Origin of the sequence: Stenotrophomonas sp. G106K1, from assembly GCF_037969685.1 — a bacterium.
Taxonomy (GTDB): Bacteria; Pseudomonadota; Gammaproteobacteria; order Xanthomonadales; family Xanthomonadaceae; genus Stenotrophomonas; species Stenotrophomonas lactitubi.
In genome coordinates, this window is sequence record NZ_JBBPFR010000026.1 from 1 (window position 1) to 25,873 (window position 25,873).

At 67.8% G+C, this 25,873-nt stretch carries 28 protein-coding genes; 13 read left to right on the forward strand and 15 right to left on the reverse strand.

Annotation, left to right across the window (positions count from 1 at the left end; translation table 11 throughout):
- Nucleotides 1–346: 346 nt before the first annotated feature.
- The 3 genes from WKB25_RS17990 to WKB25_RS18000 form a co-directional block, all read right to left on the reverse strand.
- Nucleotides 347–757, reverse strand: a complete 411-nt coding sequence (locus WKB25_RS17990) for a hypothetical protein (protein ID WP_089236410.1) — start codon at nt 755–757, stop codon at nt 347–349.
- A gap of 156 nt (nt 758–913) precedes the next feature.
- The gene (locus tag WKB25_RS17995; protein WP_089236409.1) at nt 914–1,255 is read right to left on the reverse strand and encodes a hypothetical protein; all 342 of its coding nucleotides are present in this window, start codon (nt 1,253–1,255) and stop codon (nt 914–916) included.
- Between the two features lie 124 nt (nt 1,256–1,379).
- Nucleotides 1,380–2,555 carry a thiolase family protein gene (locus tag WKB25_RS18000; protein WP_340572104.1) on the reverse strand — a complete coding sequence of 392 codons (1,176 nt, stop codon included), beginning with the start codon at nt 2,553–2,555 and terminating at the stop codon, nt 1,380–1,382.
- A gap of 181 nt (nt 2,556–2,736) precedes the next feature.
- On the opposite strand from WKB25_RS18000, the gene WKB25_RS18005 reads away from it, so the two are divergent.
- Complete coding sequence (locus tag WKB25_RS18005) at nt 2,737–5,574, forward strand: S8 family serine peptidase (protein ID WP_340572106.1); 2,838 nt, start codon at nt 2,737–2,739, stop codon at nt 5,572–5,574.
- A gap of 84 nt (nt 5,575–5,658) precedes the next feature.
- Here the strand turns inward: WKB25_RS18005 and WKB25_RS18010 are convergent, their stop codons facing one another.
- Nucleotides 5,659–6,756 carry a Glu/Leu/Phe/Val dehydrogenase dimerization domain-containing protein gene (locus WKB25_RS18010; protein ID WP_340572108.1) on the reverse strand — a complete coding sequence of 366 codons (1,098 nt, stop codon included), beginning with the start codon at nt 6,754–6,756 and terminating at the stop codon, nt 5,659–5,661.
- 269 nt (nt 6,757–7,025) lie between these two features.
- Here WKB25_RS18010 and WKB25_RS18015 point away from each other — a divergent pair, with 269 nt between their 5' ends.
- Nucleotides 7,026–8,105, forward strand: coding sequence for an HDOD domain-containing protein (locus tag WKB25_RS18015; protein WP_340572110.1), 1,080 nt, complete (start codon nt 7,026–7,028; stop codon nt 8,103–8,105).
- Between the two features lie 3 nt (nt 8,106–8,108).
- Here WKB25_RS18015 and WKB25_RS18020 read toward each other — a convergent pair whose 3' ends face one another.
- The 3 genes from WKB25_RS18020 to WKB25_RS18030 form a co-directional block, all read right to left on the reverse strand.
- Entirely contained in the window at nt 8,109–9,677 is a 1,569-nt protein-coding gene (locus WKB25_RS18020) for a phospholipase D family protein (RefSeq protein WP_340572111.1), read from the reverse strand.
- 128 nt (nt 9,678–9,805) lie between these two features.
- Complete coding sequence (locus tag WKB25_RS18025; RefSeq protein WP_025879164.1) at nt 9,806–10,504, reverse strand: RNA pseudouridine synthase; 699 nt, start codon at nt 10,502–10,504, stop codon at nt 9,806–9,808.
- A 46-nt stretch (nt 10,505–10,550) separates the two neighbouring features.
- Nucleotides 10,551–11,051, reverse strand: coding sequence for a M48 family metallopeptidase (locus tag WKB25_RS18030; protein WP_059064772.1), 501 nt, complete (start codon nt 11,049–11,051; stop codon nt 10,551–10,553).
- 61 nt (nt 11,052–11,112) lie between these two features.
- On the opposite strand from WKB25_RS18030, the gene WKB25_RS18035 reads away from it, so the two are divergent.
- Together WKB25_RS18035 and WKB25_RS18040 are read left to right on the forward strand one after the other, a co-directional pair.
- A complete protein-coding gene (locus WKB25_RS18035; RefSeq protein WP_340572113.1) occupies nt 11,113–11,670 on the forward strand; it encodes a DUF2058 domain-containing protein in 558 nt (185 codons plus the stop codon).
- Nucleotides 11,671–11,776: 106 nt separating this feature from the next.
- Nucleotides 11,777–12,043: a DksA/TraR family C4-type zinc finger protein gene (locus WKB25_RS18040; protein WP_025879161.1), complete on the forward strand. Its 267-nt coding sequence runs from the start codon at nt 11,777–11,779 to the stop codon at nt 12,041–12,043.
- Here the strand turns inward: WKB25_RS18040 and WKB25_RS18045 are convergent.
- Both WKB25_RS18045 and WKB25_RS18050 read right to left on the reverse strand, forming a co-directional pair.
- Entirely contained in the window at nt 12,004–12,564 is a 561-nt protein-coding gene (locus WKB25_RS18045) for a mechanosensitive ion channel family protein (RefSeq protein ID WP_340572115.1), read from the reverse strand. The genes WKB25_RS18040 and WKB25_RS18045 overlap by 40 nt on opposite strands.
- 35 nt (nt 12,565–12,599) lie before the next feature.
- The gene (locus WKB25_RS18050) at nt 12,600–12,779 is read right to left on the reverse strand and encodes a hypothetical protein (RefSeq protein WP_340572117.1); all 180 of its coding nucleotides are present in this window, start codon (nt 12,777–12,779) and stop codon (nt 12,600–12,602) included.
- Nucleotides 12,780–12,905: 126 nt separating this feature from the next.
- Here WKB25_RS18050 and WKB25_RS18055 point away from each other — a divergent pair, with 126 nt between their 5' ends.
- From WKB25_RS18055 to WKB25_RS18065, 3 genes are read left to right on the forward strand one after another with little or no spacing between them, the layout of a single operon-like run.
- Complete coding sequence (locus WKB25_RS18055) at nt 12,906–13,484, forward strand: RNA polymerase sigma factor (RefSeq protein WP_340572119.1); 579 nt, start codon at nt 12,906–12,908, stop codon at nt 13,482–13,484.
- On the forward strand, nt 13,481–14,008 hold the full coding sequence (locus tag WKB25_RS18060) for a hypothetical protein (RefSeq protein ID WP_340572121.1): 528 nt from the start codon (nt 13,481–13,483) through the stop codon (nt 14,006–14,008). The genes WKB25_RS18055 and WKB25_RS18060 overlap by 4 nt, the downstream gene beginning before the upstream one ends.
- Before the next feature lie 11 nt (nt 14,009–14,019).
- Nucleotides 14,020–14,901 (forward strand): DUF4097 family beta strand repeat-containing protein, encoded by an 882-nt coding sequence (locus tag WKB25_RS18065; RefSeq protein ID WP_340572123.1) that lies wholly within the window; start codon nt 14,020–14,022, stop codon nt 14,899–14,901.
- A 47-nt stretch (nt 14,902–14,948) separates the two neighbouring features.
- On the opposite strand, the gene WKB25_RS18070 is transcribed toward WKB25_RS18065, so the two are convergent.
- From WKB25_RS18070 to WKB25_RS18080, 3 genes are all read right to left on the reverse strand, one after another.
- Complete coding sequence (locus WKB25_RS18070) at nt 14,949–15,131, reverse strand: hypothetical protein (protein ID WP_340572125.1); 183 nt, start codon at nt 15,129–15,131, stop codon at nt 14,949–14,951.
- A gap of 11 nt (nt 15,132–15,142) precedes the next feature.
- Nucleotides 15,143–15,436: a YkgJ family cysteine cluster protein gene (locus tag WKB25_RS18075; protein ID WP_051501656.1), complete on the reverse strand. Its 294-nt coding sequence runs from the start codon at nt 15,434–15,436 to the stop codon at nt 15,143–15,145.
- 230 nt (nt 15,437–15,666) lie between these two features.
- Nucleotides 15,667–17,028 carry an Hsp70 family protein gene (locus tag WKB25_RS18080; protein WP_340572127.1) on the reverse strand — a complete coding sequence of 454 codons (1,362 nt, stop codon included), beginning with the start codon at nt 17,026–17,028 and terminating at the stop codon, nt 15,667–15,669.
- Between the two features lie 180 nt (nt 17,029–17,208).
- Between WKB25_RS18080 and WKB25_RS18085 the strand changes: the two genes are divergently transcribed.
- Nucleotides 17,209–17,544 carry a zinc ribbon domain-containing protein YjdM gene (locus WKB25_RS18085; RefSeq protein WP_099818962.1) on the forward strand — a complete coding sequence of 112 codons (336 nt, stop codon included), beginning with the start codon at nt 17,209–17,211 and terminating at the stop codon, nt 17,542–17,544.
- 7 nt (nt 17,545–17,551) lie between these two features.
- Here the strand turns inward: WKB25_RS18085 and WKB25_RS18090 are convergent, their stop codons facing one another.
- Nucleotides 17,552–18,709, reverse strand: a complete 1,158-nt coding sequence (locus WKB25_RS18090) for a tetratricopeptide repeat protein (protein WP_340572131.1) — start codon at nt 18,707–18,709, stop codon at nt 17,552–17,554.
- A gap of 228 nt (nt 18,710–18,937) precedes the next feature.
- On the opposite strand from WKB25_RS18090, the gene WKB25_RS18095 reads away from it, so the two are divergent.
- The 4 genes from WKB25_RS18095 (at nt 18,938) to WKB25_RS18110 (ending at nt 21,808) form a co-directional block, all read left to right on the forward strand.
- Nucleotides 18,938–19,540: a hypothetical protein gene (locus WKB25_RS18095; RefSeq protein WP_340572132.1), complete on the forward strand. Its 603-nt coding sequence runs from the start codon at nt 18,938–18,940 to the stop codon at nt 19,538–19,540.
- Between the two features lie 49 nt (nt 19,541–19,589).
- Entirely contained in the window at nt 19,590–19,769 is a 180-nt protein-coding gene (locus WKB25_RS18100; RefSeq protein ID WP_286041622.1) for an oxidoreductase-like domain-containing protein, read from the forward strand.
- A complete protein-coding gene (locus WKB25_RS18105; protein ID WP_340572135.1) occupies nt 19,766–20,383 on the forward strand; it encodes a DUF998 domain-containing protein in 618 nt (205 codons plus the stop codon). The genes WKB25_RS18100 and WKB25_RS18105 overlap by 4 nt, the downstream gene beginning before the upstream one ends.
- A 96-nt stretch (nt 20,384–20,479) precedes the next feature.
- The gene (locus WKB25_RS18110) at nt 20,480–21,808 is read left to right on the forward strand and encodes an AcvB/VirJ family lysyl-phosphatidylglycerol hydrolase (RefSeq protein ID WP_340572137.1); all 1,329 of its coding nucleotides are present in this window, start codon (nt 20,480–20,482) and stop codon (nt 21,806–21,808) included.
- Nucleotides 21,809–21,934: 126 nt separating this feature from the next.
- Here the strand turns inward: WKB25_RS18110 and mprF are convergent, their stop codons facing one another.
- Nucleotides 21,935–24,499, reverse strand: coding sequence for a bifunctional lysylphosphatidylglycerol flippase/synthetase MprF (gene mprF, locus WKB25_RS18115; RefSeq protein WP_340572139.1), 2,565 nt, complete (start codon nt 24,497–24,499; stop codon nt 21,935–21,937).
- Nucleotides 24,500–24,692: 193 nt separating this feature from the next.
- Here mprF and WKB25_RS18120 point away from each other — a divergent pair, with 193 nt between their 5' ends.
- Nucleotides 24,693–25,040 (forward strand): RidA family protein, encoded by a 348-nt coding sequence (locus tag WKB25_RS18120; RefSeq protein WP_025879081.1) that lies wholly within the window; start codon nt 24,693–24,695, stop codon nt 25,038–25,040.
- Between the two features lie 82 nt (nt 25,041–25,122).
- On the opposite strand, the gene WKB25_RS18125 is transcribed toward WKB25_RS18120, so the two are convergent.
- Nucleotides 25,123–25,497, reverse strand: a complete 375-nt coding sequence (locus WKB25_RS18125; protein WP_340572141.1) for a hypothetical protein — start codon at nt 25,495–25,497, stop codon at nt 25,123–25,125.
- Between the last annotated feature and the right edge of the window lie 376 nt (nt 25,498–25,873).

Here is a 25,873-nt window from a genome sequence, read left to right on the forward strand (position 1 = left end):
TTGCGCCAAAAAACCGTTTCTTTTTACCCGGTTACATGGGTTTTCAGCGAAGGGCGCCGCCCCTGGGGGGGGGGGGGGGGTGGGGGGGGTCGCGGAAAGCCCGGTGGGATTTGTGGGGTTGGCCGGGCGGATGGGACTGCGCAGGGGGCGCTGCAAGTACGTCCCTGTAAGCTCGGTCGCCGCATCCATGCGGCTCACGCCCCTGCGCAGCCCACCCGCGCGGCCTTGGACGGTTTCCGTGGGCGCTCAGCACGGAATCAACAGAAGAAGCGAAAAGCAGAAAAGCCGCGGCGATGCCGCGGCTTTTCCTGTAGAGCCGAGCCCATGCTCGGCGAACGCGAAGGCCTTAGTGCTTGGCCTCTTCCTTGGCGGCAGTGGCCTTGGCGTCGTCGGCGACGTCGCGGGCCTTGTCTGCGACCTTCTGCGCGGCATCGGCAGTGGCGTCGCTGGCGTGCGCGGCGGCATCGGTCGCCGCGACCTTGGCCTTGTCGGCCGCGTTGGCGGTGGCTGCGGCAGCGCTGTCCAGCGCCTGCTGGGTGTCGGCGGCGGCCTGCTCGGAGGCGGCGGCGGTCTTGTCGGCGGCGTCACGGGTGGCTGCGGCGGCCTTGTCGACGGCATCGCGTGCGGCGGCACCGGCGCTGTCGGCGGCCTGCGCGGCATCCTGCTTGGCCTGTTCGGCTTCCGGGCCCTTGCAGGCAGCCAGTGCAAGCAGCAGGGAGGCGGCCAGCAGGGTAGTGGTCAGCGGGCGAATCTTCATGGCGGTCTCCGGCACTGCAATGGATGGGGACGCCAGCCTATTCATATCGTTGTGAAGACGTGGTGGTGACCTGCGCCCTGCGCACGGAACGGCGCGCAAAGAAAAAGCCGCTGGCGAACCAGCGGCTTCTTCAGAACAGCTTGAAGAAAGAAGTTATTACTTCTTGGCTTCTTCAGCAGCGTCCTTGGCCTTCTCGGCGGTGCCTTCAGCAGCCTTGGCAGCGTCGGCAGCAGCGCCGGCAGCAGCGTCGGTGGCAGCGCCAGCAGCCTGGGCAGCGGCGTCAACCGAAGCGTCAGCAGCGGTGGCGGCGGTGTCAGCGGCCTGCTGGGCAGCGTCGGCGGTCTGGGCGCCAGCAGCGGCGGCCTGGTCGGCAGCAGCCTGGGCTTCGGTGGCGGCCTGGTTGGCCGAAGCAGCGGCGTCCTGGGCAGCTTCCTGCTTCGAGCAGGCGGCCAGGGCCAGAGCCAGGGACATCGCGACCAGCAGCTTGTTGATGCTCATTGTGTAAATCCTCGTCGTTAGAATTAGGCAACGCGCATGCTGCGCGCCGACAACATGATGACAAGCCAAGATTGGGTGTCAAGCGATCCCGCATTCATTTTTGCGAAATAGACGTTAAACCCTTTCAGATCAACTCGATGGCGATAGCCGTCGCTTCGCCGCCGCCGATGCACAGGGTGGCAATGCCGCGCTTGCCGCCGCGCGTGCGCAATGCGTTGACCAAGGTGACCACCAAGCGTGCGCCGGAGGCACCGATGGGATGGCCCAGCGCGCAGGCACCGCCATTCACGTTGAGCTTGTCGTGCGGGATGCCCAGTTCGCGCATCGGTGCCATCGCCACCACGGCGAAGGCCTCGTTGATTTCGAACAGATCGACCTGGTCCAGCGACCAGCCGGTCTTCGCCAGCAGGGTGTGGATGGCGCCGATCGGGGCGGTGGTGAACCACTCCGGTTCCTGCGAATGGGTGGCATGGCCGACGATGCGCGCCAGCGGCTGCAGGCCGCGCGCGGCAGCATCTTCTTCGCTCAGCAGGACCACGGCGGCAGCGCCGTCGGAAATGCTGGAGGAACTGGCGGCGGTCACGCTGCCGTCCTTCTTGAAGGCCGGGCGCAGGGTCGGGATCTTGGCAATGTCCGAGCGGCCGGGCTGTTCGTCGCTGGCGACCTCGACGTCACCCTTGCGGGTGGCGACCTTCACCGCAACGATTTCGTCGGCGAAGGCGCCGTTGGCCTGGGCCGCCTGTGCGCGCTTGACCGATTCGATGGAGTAGGCGTCCTGCTCTTCGCGGGTGAACTGGTACTTGTCCACGGCACATTCGGCGAATTCGCCCATGGCCTTGCCGTCGTAGGCATTGACCAGGCCGTCGTGGGCCATATGGTCCACGGCCTGGAAGTTGCCGAAACGGTTGCCGGTGCGCGAGTTGGGCAGCAGGTGCGGGGCGTTGGACATCGATTCCATGCCGCCGGCGACCACGACCTTGGCCGAGCCGGCCTTGATCAGGTCATGGCCGAGCATGATGGCCTTCATGCCCGAACCGCAGACCTTGTTGAGGGTGGTCGCGCCGACCGACAGCGGGATGCCGGCGGCGATCGCTGCCTGGCGGGCAGGGGCCTGGCCGAGGTTGGCCGGCAGCACGCAGCCCATCAGGACTTCGGAGACGTCGCTGGCAGGAACGCCCGACTGCTCCAGCGCCGCGGCGATGGCGGCCGCGCCGAGGGTCGGGGTCGGAACGCCGTTGAACTGGCCGAGGAAGGAGCCGATGGCGGTGCGCTTGGCGGCGGCGATGACGATGTTGGACATGGCAATCTCGTTGATGCGTGAGCAATGTTCGGAAAGGAGACGACGGGCGTTGGAAGCGGCGCCGTTTCCCGGCAGACTGCGTGGGGGTCGGCCCAGTATAGAGGGTCGGCGAAGACTGCCGCTGGGCAGTACTGGATGCCTGCCCGGATGGCGGCAGGCCAACGTTCATGGGAAGGAAACGATGGAACGTAAGACGATGGGAAGGTCGGTCCTGGCATCGGCGCTGGCGGTGGCGCTGTCGGCGTGTGGCGGTGGAGGCGGCGGCAGCAACGTGCGCGTCGACCCGCCACCGACGACGCCACCGGTCACGCCCCCGGTCACCCCGCCTCCCGCGTCCAAGCCGCTGGAACCGGCGGTGGATGCGCATCTGGCACAGACCAACGCGCGTGCCGCACTGGCCACGGGCGCGACCGGCCGCGGCGTGCGCATCGGCATTGTCGATTCGGGCGTGCTGCGCAACGCCGAGGCACTGAACGGACGGGTAGTGGCCAACCTCAACTACATCGACCCGAGCCGCAACAATCTCAACGTCGATGACGTGCTTGGCCATGGCACGGCCGTCGCCAGCCTGGCGGCCGGTGCATCGGTGGGTGTCTGGCCCGGAGGCATCGCACCGGGTGCGGAGATCGTCTCGGCGCGTATCATTTCCGACACCACGCCCCAGGATGACGGCAGCGGCAAGGGCAACTCCTTCAGCGGCACGCTGGGCGTGGCCGGGGTCCACCAGGATCTGATCGGCTACGGCGTGAAGGTGATGAACAATTCCTGGGGCGGCCTGTACTGGACCGACCTCGGTACCACCGCGCAGGTCGCGGCCGAATACCGCCCCTTCATCATCAACCACGGTGGCCTGGTGGTGTTCGCCGCAGGCAACGAGGGGCGCGACCAGCCCAGCAGCGTGGCCGCGCTGCCCAGCCAGCGTGGCCTCGGCGGATCGCTGCCGGCAGCCGACCTGGAAAAAGGCTGGCTGGTAGCCACCGCGATCGATCCGAACAAGCCAGGTGAGCGTGCCCCCTGGGCCAATGCCTGTGGCGACGCCGCACGCTACTGCCTGACCGCTCCCGGCAGTGCCGTGTTCCCCGAGCCGGGTACCGGCAAGTATCTGTGGAACTACGGCACGTCCTTCGCCGCGCCGCTGATCTCCGGTGCTGCTGCGCTGGTCTGGCAGCGCTACCCGTACTTCGACAACGACCTGGTGCGGCAGACCCTGCTCGGCACCGCCACCGACATCGGGGCGCCGGGCGTCGATCCGATCTACGGTTACGGCATGCTCAACGTCGGCAAAGCGGTGAACGGTCCCGGCCGCTTCGATTGGGGCGATGTCACGGTCAATGTCGATGCGGCTTCCTCTGGCTCGATCTGGAGCAACGACATCGCCGGCGCTGGCGGCCTGGTCAAGCGCGGCGATGGCCGGCTGGAACTGAGCGGCAACAACAGCTACAGCGGTGCCACCCGCATCGAGCGCGGCAGCCTGGCCCTGCGGGGCGGCGCTGTGATCCGTTCCAACGTCAGCATCTCTGGTGCCGGCGGTGCCTCGATGGCCGGCCTGCAGTTCATGCCGGGCACGCCGCGGGTGATCGGCAACGTCGACAACGGCGCCAGCGTGGTGCTGGTCAACGCCAACACCACCGCGACCATCGAAGGCAATTACAGTCAGCGGCCGGATGCGCAGCTGATCGTCGCGCTGGGCGTGAACCCGCTGCAGGTGACCGGCACCGCACGCCTGGCCGGTGGCGTGGTGGTCGATGGCATCGTTTCCGGTTACGTGCCGCAGGCCGGCAGCCGCCAAGGGCTGATCCATGCCAACGGCGGTATCAACGGTACGTTCACCACGCCGGTGGCCAACACCGGCGCCAACGGCCTGACCCTGCTGCAGGCACAGTACGGCTATGGCAGCAACGATGCGTGGATGGACCTGACCCAGGTCAACGTTTCCGCCGCCGCGTCCGGCCTGGGCGCCAATGCACAGGCATCGGCACTGCGGGTGGCATCGGCATTCACCGCGCTGGACCGCAATGCGGATCTGCAGGGTTCGGCATTCGGTGCGGCCGCCGGCGCGCTGCAGCGTACGGCGGGCGGGGCCGATGGCCTGTCGGCGAGCCTGGAGAGCCTGTCCGGACAGGCGCATGCGCGTGCTGAAGCGTCGACTTTCGACAGTGTGGACATGTCGCGCCGTGCGGTTGCCGAGCGCTTCGACCGGGTGCAGGCAGCACCGAAGCTGCGTGGCGCCTGGCAGAGCGCGCTGGGCGAAGCCGGACAGGGCAGCTTTGCCGGCAACGCCGCCGAAAGCCAGGGCTGGATGGCAGGCCAGGACGTGGCACTGGGCAGCAACGGTCTGCTGGGCATGGCCTTCGGCGAAACCCGCAGCAACGGCGGCAGCAACTTCAGTGGTGATCGTGGCCGCGATCGCCAGACGCAGGCGCAGTTGTATGCCGGCTGGAACCTGGGGCGTGGCTATGCCCTGGCCCAGTTCGGTACCGGCCAGTTCACCCGTGAGCTGGACCGCCAGTTGCTGCTGGGCGCCGGTGCCTACGGTGTGTCCGCGCGCTACGGCGGGCGTTTCAGCAGTGCCAGCATCGAAGGTGGCTATCGTTTCGGGCGCATCGGTGCGTCGTTGACCCCGTACCTGGGAGCCAGCAGCACGCGCCTGGATACCGATGGCTTCAGCGAGCAGGGCGGCTTCGGCTTCGGTCTGCGCGGTGAGGCGTCACATGCACAGCGCAGCCAGATGCTGGCGGGCCTGCGCGGCGAGCGGCAGTGGGGTCGTTGGACCCTGCGCGGCCATGCCGAGTGGCAGCAACGGCTGGATGGCAGTGAGCAGGCCTGGCAGGCAAGCTTCGTCGGTGTTGATGCCTGGGCGCCGTTGGCCGGTGTCGACGCACCGCGGGGCAGTGCCTTGTTCGGCCTGGCGCTGGAATCGTGGTGGGGCCGCAATGGCCGCCTGAGCCTGGGTATCGACCAGCGCGTGGGTGGCAGCGATGCACGTCAGGCGGCGCTGCGCTACAGCGCTGGCTTCTGATCGTAGCGCCGGGCCTGCTGCCCGGCGCGTTCATCCGGCGCTGCCGACCATGGGTCGGCACGCGCACGGTTCGCGAGGCGGCGATCAGCCGCCGCGCAGATTGCCCAGGCGCGGCGTGCTGCGGCCCAGCGGCATCTTCAGCTTGCCGATCGACAGGATGCGCGCTTCGGCGATCCGGTCGGCGGCACGCTGCGGGGCGATGTTCTCGCGCTGCGACAGTTCGAAGATGCGCGTCAGGTTGTGGTAGATGCTGCGGATCAGCCGCATCGCGCGCTCGCGGTTGTAGCCGTCGATTTCCAGCGACACGTTCATCACGCCACCGGCGTTGACCGCGTAGTCAGGCGCATACAGGATGCCGCGCGCATGTAGTTCGTCGCCGATCTCCAGGCTGGACAGCTGGTTGTTGGCGGTGCCACAGATGATCTTCGCCTTGATCCGCGGCAGGGTGTCGGCGTTGATCGCGCCTTCCAGTGCACACGGCGCGAACACATCGGCGTTCACTTCGTGGATCTCGTCCGGCTTGACGGCCTCGGCGCCGAAGTCGTTGACCGCACGATCCACCAGCGCGCTGTCCAGATCGGTGACATACAGCTTGGCGCCACGGTCGCGCAGCAGCTTCACCAGTTCCATGCCGATATGGCCCAGGCCCTGCACCGCGATGCTGGTCTTGCCCACTTCCTCATGGCCGAACTTGAAGCGCATCGAGGCCATCAGCGCCTGCAGCGCGCCATAGGCGGTGAACGGGGCCGGATCTCCCGAGCCGCCATGGACCTGGTGCACGCCGGTGACGAACTGGCTCTCCAGGTAGATGTTCTCCATGTCGTTGACGTCGGTACCGACATCCTCGGCGGTGATGTAGCGACCGCCCAGCGAATCGACATAGCGGCCGAAGGCGCGGAACAGCACTTCGGTCTTGTCGACCTTGGGGTCGCCGATGATCACCGCCTTGCCGCCACCGACATTGAGACCGGCCAGCGCATTCTTGTAGGTCATCGTGCGGCTCAGCCGCAGCACATCGGCCAGCGCATCGTCGGTGCTGGCGTAGGGGCGCATGCGCACCCCGCCCAGGGCGGGGCCCAGGGTGGTGTTGTGGATGGCGATGATCGCCCGCAGGCCGGCATCCTGGCTGTGGCAGAACACCACCTGTTCGTGGCCGGTAGTTGCGAGGGTTTCGAATAGCATGGGGTCTCCGATGGCGCGATCTGCGGTGAACTGCGGCGAACTGCCAATGAACGGTAGGGTCCGAAAACAAAAAAAGCGACGTCGTCGGTACAGGGGGACGGGTCGCGCGGCGCCATTCTAGTCCATTCGCCCGGGATATGCCGTCGACGCCGGAGGCGCCCGGGTTAAAGAAGATGAAAGTGCGGCCGATGCTGCGACGACGGCAGGTGGCCGGATGTGATGAAGGCGCAGGCAGTGGCAGCAGCAGGACAACGACAGGATGGGCGGCGATGACCGCAGCGTGGTGGCGATCTGTGCTCCGTTTGCTGTCGCGGCTGAGCGGGCAAGCCCCGGCACGCCTGGCCGCGGCGCCCCGCCAGGCCGTGGCCGCAGCGGCGGCCAGCCTGCGGGGCGACGCCTTGCCGGCGGCCGAGGTCGCCGCTCACCTGCAGCGCGGGCTGCATGCGCTGGCCCTGTATCCGCGCTTGGCCGGCGAACCGGCGGCGGTCAGCGCGTCGGGTCTGGCCGAGGCGGTGGACCGCGCGCTGCAGGACCGCGACTGGGCTACCCGACAGCTGCCGCGGCGTCCGCAACTGCTGCCGCAGCTGATCCAGACGGTCAATGATGACGTTGCATCGGCGCGGGTGATGGCCGCGATCATCGGCCAGGATCCGGTGCTGACCGGCAACCTGCTGCGGATCGCCAACAGTCCGGCCTACAAGGTGCACGAGCGGCCCGTGGAAAGCCTGCAGCGGGCGGTGACCCTGGTCGGCACCGAAGGCGTGCGGCAGATCATCAGCGCCGTGCTGGTGCAGCCGGTGATGCAGGTGCAGTGCGAGGTGTTCCCCCAGTTCAGTTCGATCATCTGGGAGCACGCGCTGCTGGCTTCGCGCGCGGCCGCCGACCACGCGCGCACGGTCACCTTCGGCGATGCCTTCGCTGCGCAATGGCTGGGCTTGGTGCAGGGCCTGGGCGCAGCGCTGGTCATGCGGCAACTGCTGCAGGAAGCACAGGCACGCGGCGAAGAGGTGGAGCCGGTGCTGGCCCTGCAGTTGCTGCAGCAGTGGTCACTACCGCTGGCACAGCGGGTGGCTGCCGCCTGGGAGCTGCCCGAACCGGTGCATCAGGCCTTGGCGGCGGACGCTGCCGGTTCGCTGGCCGACAGCCTTCGATTGGCCAGCGCCGCTGCGGCGGCCAGCCTGCTGTGTCGGCACGGGCATGCCAGCCAGGGCCGCATGCTGGCCTTGCTGGAGCAGTTGCCGGCAGCGCCGCCTCACGCGCTGCGCTGGATCTGGCGGCGCCTGCACGGGCGCAATGTGGAAACCCTGGACGAGAGCCTGCACGGCGATGGCGAAGGGCTCGCCCCCTGATCGTTACAGCTGCGATTCCAGCGGTAACCAGCTGATCACCCGCGCCGTCCAGCGCTTGCCGAGGCTGCTGCCGGGTTCGGCTTCGACCCAGTGCGGCGGTGGCTCGCGCTGCAGCCAGCGCAATTCGTCATCAGCGCCCAGTGCCAGCCACCAGCTGTGTTCCGGACTGGCCAGGCGCAGGTATTCCGCGCGCAGCTGCGCGCCCAGGACCGGGTCGTCGAACAGCACGCCCATCTCGGTGTTGAGATAGGCCGAACGCGGATCGAGGTTGAACGATCCGACGAACCCGCGCTGGTCGTCGACCAGCAATGCCTTGGTGTGCAGGCTGGCGCCACTGCTGCCGAACAGGCTGCTGTCACCGCTCTGGCCGCTCGCCTTCAGTTCGTACAGCTGCACGCCGGCCTTCAGCAGCGGCACCCGGTAGCCCATGTAGCCACCGTGCACGGCGGCCACATCGTTGGCCGCCAGTGAGTTGGTCACCACGCCGACCTGGGCGCCACGCCCTGCCATCGCCGAAAGGCCGTCCAGCCCTTCGCTGCCGGGCACGAAGTACGGCGAGATCAACAGGGCCTTGTAGCGCGTCGACTGCAGCTGCCGGACCAGCGCGGTGACCAGCCAGTCGTCATGCGCATCGCCGTGGTGCTTCATCGGTGGATCGGACAGGATCCTTACCTGCGTGCTCCAGTGCAGTGGCTCGGGGCTGGCGCGCTGGCGCTGGCGCGACTCTGCCACGCGCTGCAGGTACGGTTGCGCCAGGGCATGCAGCGCGTCCAGATCGGACTGGCGTACCAGCTGGCGCAGCTGCGCATCGGTGTAGGTCGCCAGCGCCGAGATCGGAATCGCCGCGTCGCTGTTCCAGTAGTCGTCGAAGATCTGGTTGGCCTGCTGCACGGCCGGGCCGGCCACCACCAGGTCCAGATCCTGGAAGTTCACGTCGCTGCGCGCGCTGAAATACTCCTCACCGATATTGCGTCCACCCACGATGGCGATGCGCCCATCGGCGATCCAGCTCTTGTTGTGCATGCGGTGGTTCACGCTGAAGGCGCGTTGCACCAGCTCCAGCGTGCGGGCGATGCCGCTACGGTTGCGGAACGGGTTGTACAGGCGAAGCTCGATGTTGGGATGCGCATCGAGCGCCATCATCAGCGCATCCTTGTCCTTGGCGTTCATGTCATCGAGCAGGATGCGCACGCGCACGCCACGTTCGGCAGCGTCGTACAGCGCCTTGGCCATCAGGTGGCCGATCAGGTCGTCGTGCCAGATGTAGTACTGCAGGTCCAGGCTGCGGCCGGCATGCTCGGTGATCATCGCGCGTGCAGCGAACGCATCCATGCCATCGCTGAGGAAGGCCACGCCCGATTGCCCAGGATGGGTAGCCTGCAGGGGCATGATCTGTCGATCGATGGTCGTCTGCGCAGGCTGCAGTGGCAGGACCTGCGACGCTTCACCGCGCGCCTGTGGGGCCAGGTGGTCGGCCAGCAGCAGGCCAGACAGGACCAGCAGAAGCAGGGCGGCGATGATGATCGCGGCAACGCGCAGCAGGCGTCGCCATAAGGGTTTGCGCAGGCTCATGACGCCGATGGTAGGTCCACACCGCGCGTAGATCCACGCCACACGTAGATCCACGCCACGTCTGGAAGTAGATCCACGCCATGCGTGGATGAGTAGATCCACGCCATGCGTGGATGAAGTGCCGTGACTCAGAACCGCTCGTCGCTGCCCAGGTAGCGCCATTGGCCCACGGCCAGCGGGCCCAGCGCCACCCGGCCGATGCGCAGGCGGCGTACGGCCACAACCTGCAGGCCGGCAGCCGTCACGGCGGTCCTCAGCCCCTTCGCAGTCAGCCCCTTGCCTGCAAAGCGCAGGCGCTGCTCGCTCTGCCAGCTGACCTTGGGGCCGCCTGCTTCGTGCTGCAGCCGGGCCATCAGCCACGGGCCACGTTCCGGGCCGCCTTCAGCCACTTCGACCAGATATTCCTGTTCGGTGCGGCCCAGGTTGCGCTGCAGGTGCGCGAGCACGGCCGGATCCTGGCTGACCACCACCAGCCCGTTGTCGTCGGCCGGCAGTGAGGAGGCCAGCTGCAGGCCGTGGAAGTGCCGCTGCAGCGGACGGATGTCACTGGCATCCAGTTCGCTGCGGGTCTCGGTGCGGATCAGCGCACAGAGGGCATCGGCGGGCACGCCCGCCGGTTTGTGCAGCAGCATGCTGGCGCGCTCGGCCTTGCTGTCGCTGGCCTGCTCGGCCACCACGATGCTGGCGCTCTCGTCCACCGGGCGTTGCGGCTGTTCCACCACCTCGCCATCGACGCTGACCCAGCCGCCCTCGATATAGCGCCGCGCTTCACCACGCGGGATGCCGAGCAGGGCGGACAGGCGTTTGTCGAGTCGGGTCGGTTCCATGGCGAAAGGTCGGGCAGGGGGCGCGCAGTGTAGCCGCTACGCGGTTTCAGCGCTGGCCACGGTTGGCCAGCTCGGTCAGGTACAGCCGGGTATCGAACTCCAGCTGCAGGTAATCGGGCTCCATGTGCTGGCACAGCTGGTAGAAGGCCTTGTTGTGGTCGGCCTCCTTCAGATGGGCCAGTTCATGCACCACGATCATGCGCAGGAAGGCGGCTGGCGCCTGCCGGAACACGGTGGCGATGCGGATCTCGCGGCTGGCCTTGAGCCGGCCACCGTGCACCCGGGAAATGGCGGTGTGGGTGCCCAGGGCGTGCTTGATGACCTCCAGCGTGTTGTCGTAGCAGACCTTGTTGAGCGGTACCGACTTGCGCAGGTAGCGGTCCTTCATGTCCTGGGTGTAGTCGTACAGCTGGCGGTCGCTGCGCACCTCATGCGGGTCCGGGTAGCGCTGCTGCAGCCACGGGCCGAGCTTGCCCTGTGCCAGCAGGTCGCTGACCTGGGCGACCAGGGGTTCGGGGTAGCCGGTGAGGTACTTCAGTACAGCCATGCAGGGGCGTCGGCGCGTCGGTAGAATGGGGCATCCAGATTACACGCGGTACGTATCGACCATGGCAAAGCCCAACGCGCTGCAGGAACAATTGCTCAAGGCCGGCCTGGCCAAGAAGTCGCAGGCCAGCGCCGCCGCGCGTGAACAGGCCAAGGCCCGCCAGGGCAAGGCCGAGTCGACGTCGGCGGAAGTCCAGCGTGAAGCTGAACGCGCTCGCGCCGAGAAGGTCGAGCGCGACCGCGCGCTGGCCGCCGAACGCAACGCGCAGGCCAAGCTGGCTGAGCAGAAGGCGCAGGCGAAACAGATCATCGCGGCCCACGCCGTGCCGCACAAAGGCGAGGACGAGTACCGCTTCAGCGATGGCGCGGTGATCCGCACCCTGTTGATCGATACCAAGCTGCGCAAGGCGCTGTCGGTGGGCGTGCTGGTCATCGTGGCCCACGGCGACGGCTACGCGGTGCTGCCGCGCGCGGCGGCTGAAAAAGTGCGTGAACGCGCCCCGGAAGCCATCATCGTCGACCATGGCACGCCCGGCTCCAGCGCCGAGATTTCCACCGGCAACGCCGAGGACGACGCCTACTACGCGCAGTTCCAGGTTCCCGACGATCTGGTCTGGTAAGGCGGCGCTGAACCGGCCGCAGCGTCCGCCGGGCATGGCCCGGCGCTACCGATTGCGGCGGGGTGTATCGTCCCCATATCAGGCGACACCCCTGCGGAGGATGGCCATGGCTACCGGTTGGGCCGGAGATGGCGCGGTCCAGGACCAGATCGACGCCACCGTCGACGATGCGATTGCCCGCGCGCGGCGCCAGCTGCGCCAGGGCCCGGGTCTGGAACACTGTGAGGAATGCGACGCGCCGATTCCGTTGGCGCGGCGTCAGGCAGTGCCTGGGGTTCGGCTGTGCGTGAACTGCCAGCAGGCGCACGACGAAGAGGAACAGGCGCAGAGTGGCTACAACCGGCGCGGCAGCAAGGACAGCCAGCTGCGGTAAGGGGTGTTCGGCAACTGCAACACCGTGCCCTCATGGCCGTTGCCGGTTTCCTGCAGCGTGGTGTAGATCAGGTTCACGTCGATCACCCGGCCCTTCAGCCCGGGCTTTTCGCCGTTTTCCAGCACTTCGATGTAGTCATGCAGGCGGAACGGTCGCGTGGTGAAGATCAGCAGCGTGCAGAAGATGTTGGACAGCACGCTCCAGGCCGCGAAGAACGCCACCGCGCCCACCGCAGCGAAACCGGTGAAGGCCGTCCACAACACCGAGGGCGAGGCGCCGAGCAGGCTCAGGATGTACAGCACCGCGCTGAAATAGACCACGAAACTGGTGATCCGGCGCGCACCCATCACCATTTCCGGTGGCAGCGTGTAGTGATCGGCGAAGCGGCGGATCAGGCGCCGGGCCAGCACCCGCAGCAGCCAGGCGGCCAGCAGGGTGATCAGGATCTGCAGGGCGATCCCGATGTCATGCAGCCAGGGGTGGGTCCAGGTGGGCAGGTGGTCCTTCAGCGACAACATCATGGGGCGACAACATGCGACGGAAACGGGTCTTGATGTTACCCGGCGCGTGTCGACGTATCGACCGCCTGTGCCCAGGCAAGGCAGACAAGGTCCTGTTTGTGCTGCTGCAGGCAGGCGCGGCCGCTCTCGGCACGCCAGTGCAGGGAAACGCTGAACGCCTGCAGCAGCATGCAGGCCACGATCGCCAGCAGGGCGGCGCAGGAAGGACTGGACATGGGAGGCTCCTGGCCGGGAAGGCCTGCGGGGGACCTGTGATGGATGCAGCCAGCCGCGAAAAGGTTGCAAGCAGAAAGCGCGTCGGCAGATCTAAACCTTTTTCCGGCTGGCCGCATCCAACGGATATGCTCGACACCACCATGCACGCGCCGCCTGCCGCCAACGACGTCGTCGACGAAACCGCTTTGGTGCGTGCGGCGGCGGCCGGCGATACCGCTGCCTACGAACTGCTGTATCGGCGGCACTCGCCGCGGGTGTTTGCCTCGTTGTGGCGCCTGTGTGGCGGCCAGCAGGCACGCGCCGAGGATGCACTGCAGGAAGCGTTCCTGCAGGCATGGAAGGCACTGCCCGGCTTCCGTTTCGAGAGCAGCGTGTCGACCTGGCTGCATCGGTTGGGGGTCAACGCCGCGTTGATGGAACTGCGCGGGCGTGCCGCCGGGCATGACCACGACAGCCTGGACGACGTTGACGGTGGGATACCAGAGATGGCGGTGCATGACGGCTGCGCCGGCACCGAACGCGATCTGGAACGCGCGTTGGCGACCCTGCCGCCGCGCGCACGTGCGGTGCTGGTGCTGCACGATATCGAAGGCTGGAAACACCATGAAATCGCCGGCCAGCTGCAGATGGCGGTCGGTAGTTCCAAAGCACAGCTGCATCGCGCGCGTGGCCTGCTGCGCGCGCGCCTGGGAGACATGAAATGAGTACGCACGACCCCGATCACGACCTGCTGGCGCACCTGCGCGCCCTTCCCACTGAACGCAGCGCACCGGCTGATGGCTGGGAACGCCTGTCGGCGCGGTTGCCACCCCGCGAACCGGTTGCCGCGCAGGTGCCGAAGGACAACGTGGTGGCCTTGCCACTGCGCAGCCGTCGACGCTGGTGGTTGCCGGTTGGCGCTGCGCTGGCGGCCAGCCTCGCGCTCTGCGCGGTGGCGCCGTGGCGGCATGCACCCGAGACGCTGCCTGCACCCAGTGGCCTGCAACTGCAGGCCGATGCGATGACCGAACAGTACCGGCAGGCCGTGGCGTCGCTGCCTGATGGGCGGGCGCCGGAATGGCAGCCCGCCCTGCACGAACTGGATGAAAGTGCGACACAGATCCGTGCCGCGCTGGCGCAGGACCCGCGTGCACCGCACCTGCTTGGCCAGCTCAAGCGCACTTACGCGCTGCGGCTCGAACTGACCCGGCAGGCGGCCTATGCCGCCGAATCCGGCTTGACGACCTGAGGAGACCCCCGATGACCCGAACCCTGATTTCCTGCTGTGTCGCGCTGCTGCTGGTGCCGGCCATGGCGCTGGCCGACACCCGCATCGACGAACGCCACACGCTGGCTGCGGGCGGTCGTATCGAATTGAGCAATGTGGCCGGCAAGGTGAGCGTGCGTGGCTGGGACCGCAACGACGTGCAGCTCACCGGCACGCTCAGCGATGGCCTGCAGCTGCGCCAGGAAAAGAGCGCCAACCGGGTGCGTTGGGAGATCGAGTATCCGCGACGCGGCAACAGTGGCGGCGCCACCCTGACCCTCAACGTGCCGCGCTCGGTGGAGCTGCTGCTGAGCACGGTCAGTGCCAGCCAGGACATCAGCGGCATTGACGTGCGCCGCCTGCAGGCCGATACGGTCAGCGGCAGCCTGAGTGCATCCGGTCGCAGTGGCGACAGCAAGCTCAACACGGTCAGTGGCAGTGTCAATGCGCGACTGCAGACGCCGAAGCTGGACGTGAACACGGTCAGTGGCCGCATCGAAGCCGGCGGCGGCGTGTCGGGCGATATCGGTGCGCAGACGGTGTCCGGCCGCGTCGAGGTCGACGCCGGTCGCGTGCAGCGGCTTGCGGTGGAAACCGTATCGGGCAGCATCGACCTGTCGGCGGCCGGGCTGGCGCCGGGTGGACGCATCAACGTGGAGTCGGTCAGTGCATCGGTCAGCCTGCGCCTGCCGCGCACGGTGTCGGCGCAGCTGTCGGTGAACAGCTTCAGCGGGTCGATCAACAGCGACGCCGGCAAGGTCGAGCGGCCGCGCTATGGGCCGGGCAGCAGCCTGGATGCCCGTCTGGGCAGCGGCGACGGCGATATCCGCGTGCAGTCGCACTCGGGCAGTGTGCAGGTACGCCTGGACCGCTGAGCGCGGCCCGGCAGGCCGCGGCGGCAGCGCCGCCGCGGTCGGGGGGGTCAGCTGGCTTTCTTCAGCGCCCAGGTGGTACCGAGAACTTCAATCTTGCCACCGCTCTTGCGGAACGCGGCCAGGTCGGAGGCGATCGAATCGCTGTTGACCGCGGTGCTGGCGGATGCGCCCTTGCGTTCGCTGCGGATGCTGTTGCTGGCCTTCGCGGGGGTCTTTGCCTTGCGGGGCATGGTTGCTCCTGTCAGGTGGAAGGGGAGGAAAGCGCGCAGGACTCAGCCTGGCGCAGGTAGTCCTGCCGCTCGCGGCGGCAGTCGTCGCCGCCCATCGAGAACTGGCGGCAGATCGCCGGGCGCTGCGAATAGATCGTGCAGCGCAGGTGATACGGATCGATCGCCGCGCACCAGCCTTCCTCGTTGCGCGCCATCACGGCACGGCCGTGTGCGTCGCGCGACAGGAACTGGCCGGGCACGTGGTCGCCGGGCTGCAGCAGCACCGGCAACCGGCAACAGACCGCGTCACAACGGCGGCAGTCGATGGGTGCTGGTTCAGCGTCAGGTTGTACGGCCACAGGGGCCAGGCGGGTGCCCAAAGCGGGTCTCGATGGCGGCTCGGGTAGTACGCGGACCATGATCGAGCCAGAGGGCATGGTCGCCAGACCCGCTGCGCGGGGCAGGCTGCACCATGGGTACACACACCGGCGAGACCAGTGGAAGGTGCAGCGGTTTTCTAGCCGGCCAAGGGTAGCGCAGACCGCGTAACGTTTTGTTAATCCCGGCTGGCTGCCGCCAGCGCAAGGCCCTGCACGACCCCCAGCGAGGGCTCGCCGTGGACCATCCGGGCGCCAGGGAAGGCCTCGGCAGCGGCCTGCCGCAGGTAGCCGGCGCGGGACATGCCGCCGGTCAGGAACACCGCGTCCGGGTCGCCGCCGATGTCATTGCGGACCTGCGCGAGCAGTTCGCGGATCTGGGTCAGGTAGCTGTGGGCGGCGGCGGCCAGACCGTCGGCGCTGTTGTCCACGTGCAGGTCGCGGGCGATGTAGTCCAGCGTGCTGCGATGCTGGCTGGCGCCGCTGAGGGCGATCTTGGCGCGCTCGACATCGCGGTACAGGCGGGCGGTGTTGCCGGTGTCCTGCAGTGCCTGCAGGCGCGCGCCCCACGGCGCATCCACGTTGTCGTAGTTGTGCTGGCGGAACTCGCGCTGGCGGGTCATGTCCTGCACGGTGGCCGCTTCCACGTAGTGGTGGGTGGGCACGCGGGTGATGCCACGGCCGAACAGCGGCATGTAACCGGACAGGCTCAGGGCCAGGTCGATATCGGTACCGCCGCGGGCGATGCCCCAGGCGCGGTGGATGCGTGGCGCTTCGCTTCCACCCACTTCGGCGTGTGCGATGTCGGTGGTGCCGCCACCGATATCGACGATCACCGCCTGGTGCCGATCGCTGCTTTCAGCGTGGTAATGCATCGCGGCGGCAGCGGGTTCTTCAAGGAAGTCGATCTGGTCGAAGCCGGCCTGGCTGGCCGCTTCGCGCAGGATGTCCAGGGCCTGGTCGTTGCCGGCCTCACCGATCGAACTGCGGAACTGCACCGGGCGGCCGAGCAGGGCGCTGCGCAGCGGCTGGCCGAGCTGGGCGCTGGCGGTCAAGCGGATGTGTTCGAGGATGTGCGCGGCGATGCCGGTGATGGTCTGCCGCGCGCGCGGATGCAGGTTGTAGCCGAGCATGGATTTCGGGCTCTGCACGAGGTTGCCCTCGTGCTCCTCGAAGTAGGCTTCCAGCGCGTCGTCGCCATAGACCGCGTTCTGCAGCAGGTCGCTGGCACTGCGTTCCTTGCCAGCGCGGGCCTCCATCCACTCCCGGCGCAGGGCGCGCAAGGCCTCGCGGCGCAGAGCCTGTGGCGTGCGTTCCTGGCCGGCGGCGCGGGCGGCACGGGCGGCGCTGTCGATCAGCTGCTGCAGTTCGTGTTCCTGCCCGGCGTCGAGCTGGAAATCGTCCGGATCGGGCACCACGCCGGGGAAGTAGACGCTGGTACGGAACTGTTCGGCCTCGCCGAAGCGGATCGGCAGCAACGTCCCATCACGCACGATGGCGGCGGCGGAGTTGCTGGTACCGAAGTCGATGCCGAGGCGCATGGGGAGGTCCGGGGACGATCAGGGGCCGCGCACTCTGCTGGAGTTTGCCGCGCGCTGCAAGTTCCGGTGCCTGCCTTGTGCGGGGGGCGGGCGGGGCTCCGCCCGGACCGCCGCCGGAAAATGAACGAAAAGGCCGGGCGGTTACAATGGCGGCTGTTGATTCATTTTGAGGTACTTGCGATGTCTTCTGTTCCCGCCTGCCCGCAGTGCACCCTGGAAAACACCTATGCCGACGGCGCGCTGTGGATCTGCGCCGACTGCGGCTTCGAGTGGACGGCCGAAGAAGGTGCTGGCTCGACCCTGGTCGTGCGTGACAGCAACGGCAATACCCTGCAGACCGGCGACACCGTCACCGTGATCAAGGACCTGAAGGTCAAGGGTTCCTCGATCCCGCTCAAGCAGGGCACAGTGATCCGCAACATCCGCCTGGTCGAAGACGATGCCGAACACATCGAAGGCAACTCGGACAAGATCAAGGGGCTGGTGCTGAAGACCTGCTTCCTAAAGAAGGCCTGATCGCGCCTCAGCGCTTGGCCTGCTGCGCCCGCCAGCGGGCCAGGCTGTCCAGCTTGGCCTGGTAGCGGGCCTGCTGCGTTGAACCGCCCAGTTCCTGCGCCCGCAGCAGTTCGCGGTCTGCACGTTGCAGCCGGCCCGTCAGGAAGTACACCCGCGCCAGGCCGAAGTGGAACTGGTGCGCGGTGTCGTACAGGCGCACCGCCCTCCGGTAGTACGTGATCGCCTTGTCCAGGTCGCCAGCGCGTTCGGCCTGGGCACCCTGCATGTACTGCGCGAACGGATCCTCGCGTTGCACCGACTGCAGCTTCTTCTGCATGGCCTGCGCCTGCGCCGTCATGCCGAGCTTGCGATAGAGCGCACTGGCGTTGTTCAGCGCGGCGCTCTGGCGGCCGTCCAGCCGCAGTGCGGTGTCCAGCGCGGTGCGGGCCCCCTGGTCGTCGCCCAAGCGGTTGTCGAGCACGCCAATGTTGTTCCACGTCGAGGCGAAGCTTGGGTCCTGCGCCAGCGCCGCGTCGAAGAAGGCACGCGCGCCACTCAGGTCGCCATCGGCCAGATGCTCCGCGCCGCGGTTGTTGTAGTAGTGCGCCAGCGCCCGCTCACGGCCGATGGGTTGCGGCCCATGGCGGTCGTACAGCACGTCGCGGTCCAGGTCGACGGTGCCGTAGCGGCCGCCGACATCCACGCCGGCGTTGACGTGCCCGACGTTGTAGACCACGCCCTGGTCCTGGTCCTGGTACCACGACACCACCTGGCCGACTTCCTGCACCCGCGCCTGGATGCCGGCCTCGCGGGCGAGCGTGACGAACAGCAGGGTGAAGGCGAGGCAGTTGGCGCGCTGGTGCTGCCAGATCTCGCTGACGGTGTAGGTCGCATCGGCGTCGTACTGCAGGTCCAGGCCGTGCTGGCTGAAGATCATTTCCACCAGCGCCTGCAGGCGCTGATCGCGCGAGTAACTGCGGCTGATCACCTGCTTCTGCAGCATCTCGCGCATCGCCGGCGGGATCGCGAACACCTGTTCGGGCGTCGGCACGCTGGCCGCGGTGACCTTTACGGTGGAGATGGTCGGGATGGCGGGCGCGGTAGCCGGAGCATCCTGCGCAGACAGGGCTGGCGCGCCGAGCGCAGCCAGGGACAGGAGAAAGCATCGAGCGGCAAGACGGCGCATGACGGTTTCCGGCAGCGGCGGGCGCTCCCGCCTGCGGCCAGTGTAGACCTGCATGTGGCGGTCCGCATCCACCGGCGATCAGCGCGTCGATCATCCACAGCCGGTGTGGACCAGCGCGCGACAAACCTGTGGACAACTGCTCTTGGGCCTTGCCCGGCGCGGCGCGTGAAGTGCTGGTGAAAAAACGGCCAGCTTGCCCGGCGTTGCCAAGGGCGGGATCATCCACGCATGGACTTCGCCCCGCTGACCCTCGCACCCGCGCACTGGCAGGCACTGCAGGATGCCTATGCGACGCCGCCGCGCGCCTACCACCACTTTGGCCACGTACGCGCGGTGCTGCAGCATTGCCAGGCGGTGGCCGAGGGGCCGGGCTGGCAGCAGCCGGCCGAGGTCTATCTGGCAGCGCTGTACCACGATGCGGTCTACCAGGCCGGCCGCAAGGACAACGAGGCAAAGTCGGCCGCGCTGGCGCTGCGGGCCATCGCGGACTCACCGGGGCTGGCATCGGTGGACGCCGGCCGGGTCGAGCAGTTGATCCTGCTTACCGCCCACCATGGCGAGCTGGGCCCGGCCGATGTCGATGCCGAAGCCGCGTTGTTCCTCGATTGCGACATGGCGATCCTGGCGGCGCCGGAAGCGGTGTTCTCTGCCTACGACCGTGGCGTGGCCGAAGAGTACAAGGGCGTGGTGCCGGGCTTCCTGTACCGCGCCGGACGCCGCCGCTTCCTGCAGGGACTGCTGCGCGCGCCGCGGATCTTCCTCAGCGACTTCTTCGATCAGCGTCTTGATGCTGCCGCGCGGGCTAACCTGCGCCGCCAACTGGGCGCCTGAGCGCGCCGCTACACTATCCACCTGCCATCGCGTGGTGCTGTTTCCAGCCGTGACCGTCTCCGATACCCCTGCCGATCCCCGTCCGCTGCCGCCGGAAGAACCCGGCCCCAACGAATGCTGCGGCAGTGGCTGCCCGCTGTGCGTGCTCGACCTGTACACCGAGGAGCTGCAGCGTTACCGCAAGGCGCTGGCTGACTGGAAGGCACGGCACCCGGACGCCGACCCATGAGCCGTGCCCGTCCAGCCGCGATGCTGGCGCTGGTGGCACTGCTTTTGTTCGTCGCGACCGCGTTGTGGACGCAGTTCGCGCGCGCGGATCTGGATTGGGTGAAGGCTACCCTGAGCCTGTACCTGCATGGGCCATGGGGCCTGGCGCTGCGCACCGCCTACTGCCTGCTGGCACTGGCCATCGCCGTGCTCGGCATCGCGCTGTACCGGTACAGCGTGGGGCCGCGGCGCAGCGCAGCGGCACCGTTGCTGTTCTGCGTGGCTGCCAGCGGCCTCGCCACCGTTGCCATCGGTGACAGCTGGCTGCCCGAGGCAACACCGTTGCTGGCACCGCTGATCCACGGGCTGGCCGCCAATACCGCCTTTCTGTGCGCCAGCGTGGGCATGCTGCTGCAGGCCTGGTACCTGCGCCGCGAGCCTGGCTGGCAAGGCAATGCGGCGCTGCTGTGGGGCTGGGCATGGCTGGCCTTCGTGCTGCTGTGGATGCACGTGCTCTGGCGCGGTGGGCCACCGCGCGGGCTGGGGCAGAAACTGGTGATCGCGGTGATCGTCGGCTGGTTGATCTGGCTGGCGCTGGCGCTGTATCGCCGCGGGCGTGCCGCCGGCACCCGCTGAATCGACCACCTGCTGTGTTGCAGGATGCCTGTACCGGTACGTGCCCTGCACGCAGCGGCGGCGTATCGTGTGCGCATTCCAACGGGATGCGAAACGATGCGTGCAGGGCTGGGCAGGGCGATGGGGCTGGTGTTGGCGTTGGCGGCGTTGCCAGCGATGGCCGCTGTGCAGCAGGTCAGCCACGGACGCTTCGATCAGGTACCGGTGCATGTGCCGGCCGGAGCGCCACAACGGGTGGTGATCTGGTTCCATGACGGCACCGATGCTGGCCATACGCCGATCGAAGCGCTGCGTGCCGATGGTGCGCTGGTCGCATCGGTGGATGTGGGCCACCTGCGCGGTGTGCTCAAGCGCGAAGGCAACAGCAGTTGCGCGTTCGGGGCGGGCGATGTCGAGAATTTCTCGCGCTGGGTACAGGCGTTCCTGCATCTGCCGGGGTACCACCTGCCGTTGGTTGGCGGCAGTGGTGAAGGCGCCGAACTGGCCTATGCGCTGGCAGCGCAGGCCGACACCCAGGTCTTTGCCGGCCTGTTGACCTCGGGTTTCTGCCCGGCCCACACGCACGAGCGCATGGTCTGCGGCGATGGCGTGAAGCACGACCGCCTGCAGCCCAGTGAACTGAATTTCCCGTGGTTGAACGCGGCCGGCGCGCCGGGGTGTTCAACCAACAGTGCAGGCCCGTTTGTGCAGCAGGTTGCGATGGCCCGTGAATTCAAGCGCACCGTTGCCGGCGATGCGACACCGGGGCTGGTGGCAGCCGCCCGGGTGATCGGCGCGCAGGCCGGGGTTGCGCTGGCACCGCCGCCGGATGCCCTGAAGGGGCTGCCGGTAGTGGAAGTGCCGGCGCAGGGCAGCGGCGACACATTGGCGGTGTTCGTTTCCGGCGATGGTGGCTGGGCCGGCCTGGACAAGGACGTAGCCGGTGCCCTGGCCGAACATGGCGTGGCGGTGGTTGGCCTCGATTCGCTGCGCTACTTCTGGAGCGAACGCACGCCGCAGGGATTCGCTGTCGATCTGCAGAAGATCATCGGCCACTACCGCCAGCAATGGCAGCGCGGCAAAGTGATGTTGATCGGTTTCTCGCAGGGTGCCGACGTGCTGCCGGCCACCATCAACCAGCTGGATGCAGGCACCCGCGCCGGGCTCGAGCGCATCGTGCTGCTGTCGGTGGGCAAGAACGCCGACTTTGAATTCCATGTCAGCAACTGGCTGGGCGGTGGTGGTGGCGGTCTACCGATCGCGCCGGAAGTTGCGAAGCTGCCGGCGGACAGGACCCTGTGCGTGTACGGCGACAAGGACGAGGACGCGCTATGCCCCGATCTGCCGGGCAACGACGGCGTGCACAAGGTCAAGCTGCCGGGTGACCATCACTTCGGCGGTGACTACGATCGCCTTGCCGAGGTGATCCTCAAGGGCGGCGCGTAAGCCGCTGGTAGACGCCGACCTTGGTCGGCGCTGCGGCTTGGACCATCACGGAAGGGAGCGTGTCGACCAAGGTCGACACCTACCGGGCGGCAGGTAGCGCCGGGCCATGCCCGGCGGATCGTGACCTCAATTCCGCCGCGGGTCCAGCGAGATCAGGCGCGTGGCATCCAGCAGTGCGGCCGGCAGGTGCATGCCGCCGGGTGCGGCGAGGTAGCGCGGTCGCCACTGCGGATCGAACTTCGACTTGAACCTGCGCAGGCCGCTGAAGCCATAGAAGCGCTCGCCATGCCGTGCGAGCAGGCCGGCGAGGCGGTTCCAGCGACCGGCCAGGCGATGCTGGGCCAGGCCGGACAGCGGGGCCATGCCCAGCGAGAACCGTGCATACCCCTGCGCGCGGCCCCACAGGAACAGCTCGATGAACAGGAAATCCATCGTGCCCTTCGGTGCGTCGCTGACGTGGCGCATCAGATCCACTGACAACTCAGCGCCGGCTGGTGCCTGCCACAGGTTGGCAAAGGCCACGATCCGGCCTTCGGCTTCGACCAGGGCGATCGGGAAACGCACCAGATAATCCGGGTCGTAGCTGCCCAGCGAGAACCCCTTCTCATCGCCGGACTTGTCCTCCAGCCAGGCGTTGGAAATGGCATGCAGGCGTGGCAGCAGGGCAGGGATCTCTTCCGCGGGTGCTACGCGGAACGACAGCCCACCGCGCTTGCCGCGGTTCCAGGCCTGCCGCAGGTCGGCACGCTCGCGGCCTTCCAGGCCGAAGCCGTGCAGCGGCACCATGGCTTCTTCGCCCAGCTTGACCAGGCCCAGGCCGAGATCGAGATAGGTCTGCCAATACGCCTCACCCACCTGGTAGAACACCGGGCGCAGTCCGAGCCGGTCGGCTTCTTCGCGGAAGCGCCATATCAATGCGCGCGCCACCTCCGGTGGCCCGACCGGATCGCCCATCGCGATCAGCGAGCCGCCGTAGCGCTGCATCATCACAAAGCCCTTGTGTTGCTCATCGCGCAGCACCGCCTTGTCGGCGGTCAGCACCAGGCAGGCCTGGGTGTCGGTAGCGCCGGCGAGCACCGGTGCCAGTGCCTGCAGGGTTGCGTCGTCGGCAGGCGGCAGCGGGCTGCGCGTGCTGTGCAGCAACCGCGCCAGCCCGAACATCACCAATGCCATCGCCACCAGCAGCAGCGCACGCAGCGCGCGCGGTGCATTGCCGGACACCGCGAACTGCCACCACAGCTCGTTCTGGTATTCGACATGGCTGTAAGTGAAGAACAGCAACCACGTCACCGCCACCAGCACCAGGCCGAGGTTGCGCAGCCAGGGCCACGACCAGGCTTCGTCCAGCAGGGCACCCTGGCGATAGAATTCGCGCCGCGCCGCCCACAGCGCCATCGCCACCAGTAGTGCCGACAAGGCGATCAGCGGTTGGCCACCGCGCAACCAGATCGGCAGCGGCGCGATCACGCAGATCGCCATCGCCAGCATCCAGGCCGCGTGGCTGCGGCGGGCCAGGCCCTGGCCGATCAGCAGCAGGGCGACGCCGCCGAGGCTGCCAAGCAGGTGCGAGGTTTCCAGGATCGGCAGCGAGGCATTGATCAGGTGCCGCCGTGGCGTGGGCAGGGTACCGTCGATGACCAGCGCGGCGCCGACACTGAAGGCGGCCAGCGCGATGATCTGTGGCAACCACGGCCGCAGGGCGTACCAGCCGGCGCGGGTTGCGCCTGCGCTCGCCTGCAGCGGTTGCCGCAGCGCGGGTGCCAATGCCAGCACGGTGGCCAGCAGCAGCGGCAGCACGTAGTAGCTGACGCGGTAGATCAATGCCGCTGCCAGCACCGCAGCGGGCGCCACCTGCGGCAGCAGCTTCAGCAGGCTCCACTCGAACACGCCCAGACCAGCCGGCACGGTGGAGACCAGACCGGCCAGTACGGCCACCAGGTACAGACCGACGAAACCAGGCAGGCCGGTCGGCGTGGAATCCGGCAGCAGCACGTAGAACGCCGCACTGGCCAATACCAGCTCGACCACGCTGAGCACGGTGACACCCAGCATGGTGCGTCGGTCGGGCAGCCACAGGCCATGGCCGAAGATGCGGAACTGGCGACCGTTGCGGCCAACCAGGACGAAGGTCGCGGCAAAGGCGATCAGTGCAACGATGCCGACCACGCGCACCGCCGCAGGGTCCAGCGGCAGCGCCAGCGCGGCAGCGGCCGGCTCCATGCACAGCGCCACGCCGATCAGCAGCCACGCGCCGAAGATGAAGCCCAGCGTGCTCATCAGCACCACCTGGCCGATCTGCGCCAGGTCCAGGCCGGCACTGCGGTAGCCACGCAGGCGCACGGCACCACCGGTGAGTGCGGCAAAGCCCACGGTCTGGCCCAGGGTGTGGGCCAGGAAGGCGGTGATGCCGATCCGTGCCGGGTGCACGCGGATGCCGCTGCGACGCAGGCCGATCGCATCGAAGCCGATCAGGCACGCGTAGCTGGCCAGGCCGAGCAGCACGGTCAGCGCGATCTGCGCACCGCTGAGCTGGCGGAAGGCCTGGCGGATCGCGCGATAGCCGTGCTCATCGAATTCACCGGCCAGCCCGTGCAGGGCCAGCGCCAGGATCAACAATGGAACGACGATGGTGACGACCCGCTTCCAGGTCGGTGTGGAAGGGGAGGTAGTGGAATCGGTGGGTGCGGTCATCGGCGCAAGGGTGCGGCAGTAAGGGCGAGGGCGGTGTCAACGCAGGGCGTCGCGCATCGTGCGCCTGCCAGTGCGGTTTGACCAGCGGTGCGGCTGTGCCGCCGCTGGCGGTATTCAGTGGCCGCACCAGGCACACACTTCCAACGCCGGCTGGGTGAGAATGCAGTCCAGACCACCCGCAGGAGCCACGCCCATGATGGAGCGTTACGACGTCGGACCGCGCATGTCCGAGATGACCGTGTACAACAAGGTCGCCTACCTTTCCGGCCAGATTCCGGAAGACACCAGCCAGGACATCACCGGCCAGACCCGGCAGGTGCTGGCCGAGATCGACAAGTTGCTGGCGCTGGTCGCCAGTGACCGCCAGCACGTGCTGCGTGCGGAGATCTTCCTGGCCGACATGGCTGATTTCGAGGGCATGAACAAGGCGTGGGACGAGTGGGTGGTGGAGGGCGCGACCCCGGCCCGCGCCACCGTCGAAGCCAAGCTCGCGCACGCCGAATGGAAGGTCGAGATCATCGTGACGGCGGCCGTGCCGTAATGACCGGGCGGGGGGCAGATCCGTTTTCCAATGGGAAAGGGATCTGACCCCACTCGCCGGGGAGTCGGCGCTACGACGACCGTTACAGCGGCGGCTGCAGTCGTGAGCTTGCCTGCGCGCACAAGGCCAGGCAGGCCAGCATCAACCCTTCCATGACCCGGTCGCCGACGTATTCCTCCGGCGCACCGTTCTGCCGGGCGCGTTCGGCGGCCAGCAGGACCTCCTGCACCACGCGCAGCCCGGCCAGCGCGCAATCGGCATCGGCCAGCGCCATGCACCGGCTGGGAAGTTGATGCCGCTCCGGCCACGGCTGACCGTCAGCGGCGGCACCGGTGCCGATGCGCCGCAGGGTTGCAATCAGTGTGGTGGGATCAAGCGCTGGCGACGGTTCCGTGTCCTCGTCGGCGTCTGCCGGGCCGAGGTAGGCGTGCAGATGGGGGAAATCCGATGGGTTCATGGCAAGGCTCCGTGCAGGACAGACGGTAGCCGCCACTCAAAGGTGGCGGACGGAGACGTGGCTCGAAAACCGGTGTCGAACGCTCCGGCTGGCCCGAAGACCCCCACGCCCCGTCCGCCATAGCCGGCAGACGGATTGCCAGCCGGCGCCACGCAAGGTGACGCCGGCTGGCAAGCGTAAACAACGTTCGACAAAACGGGTTTTCGAAGCCCGGCCACCCTTTTTCGGCGGCTCACCATCTGTAAACCTGCTGCTGCGCAATGCCAATCAGACGCGTTGCATTGCTCGCACCATCAAGACGCTTTCAGCATTCTTGCATGCTGTTGAACAGCCTCAAGCGCAGGTGGCGCAAGGGTCGCGAATGATCGAGCAATCT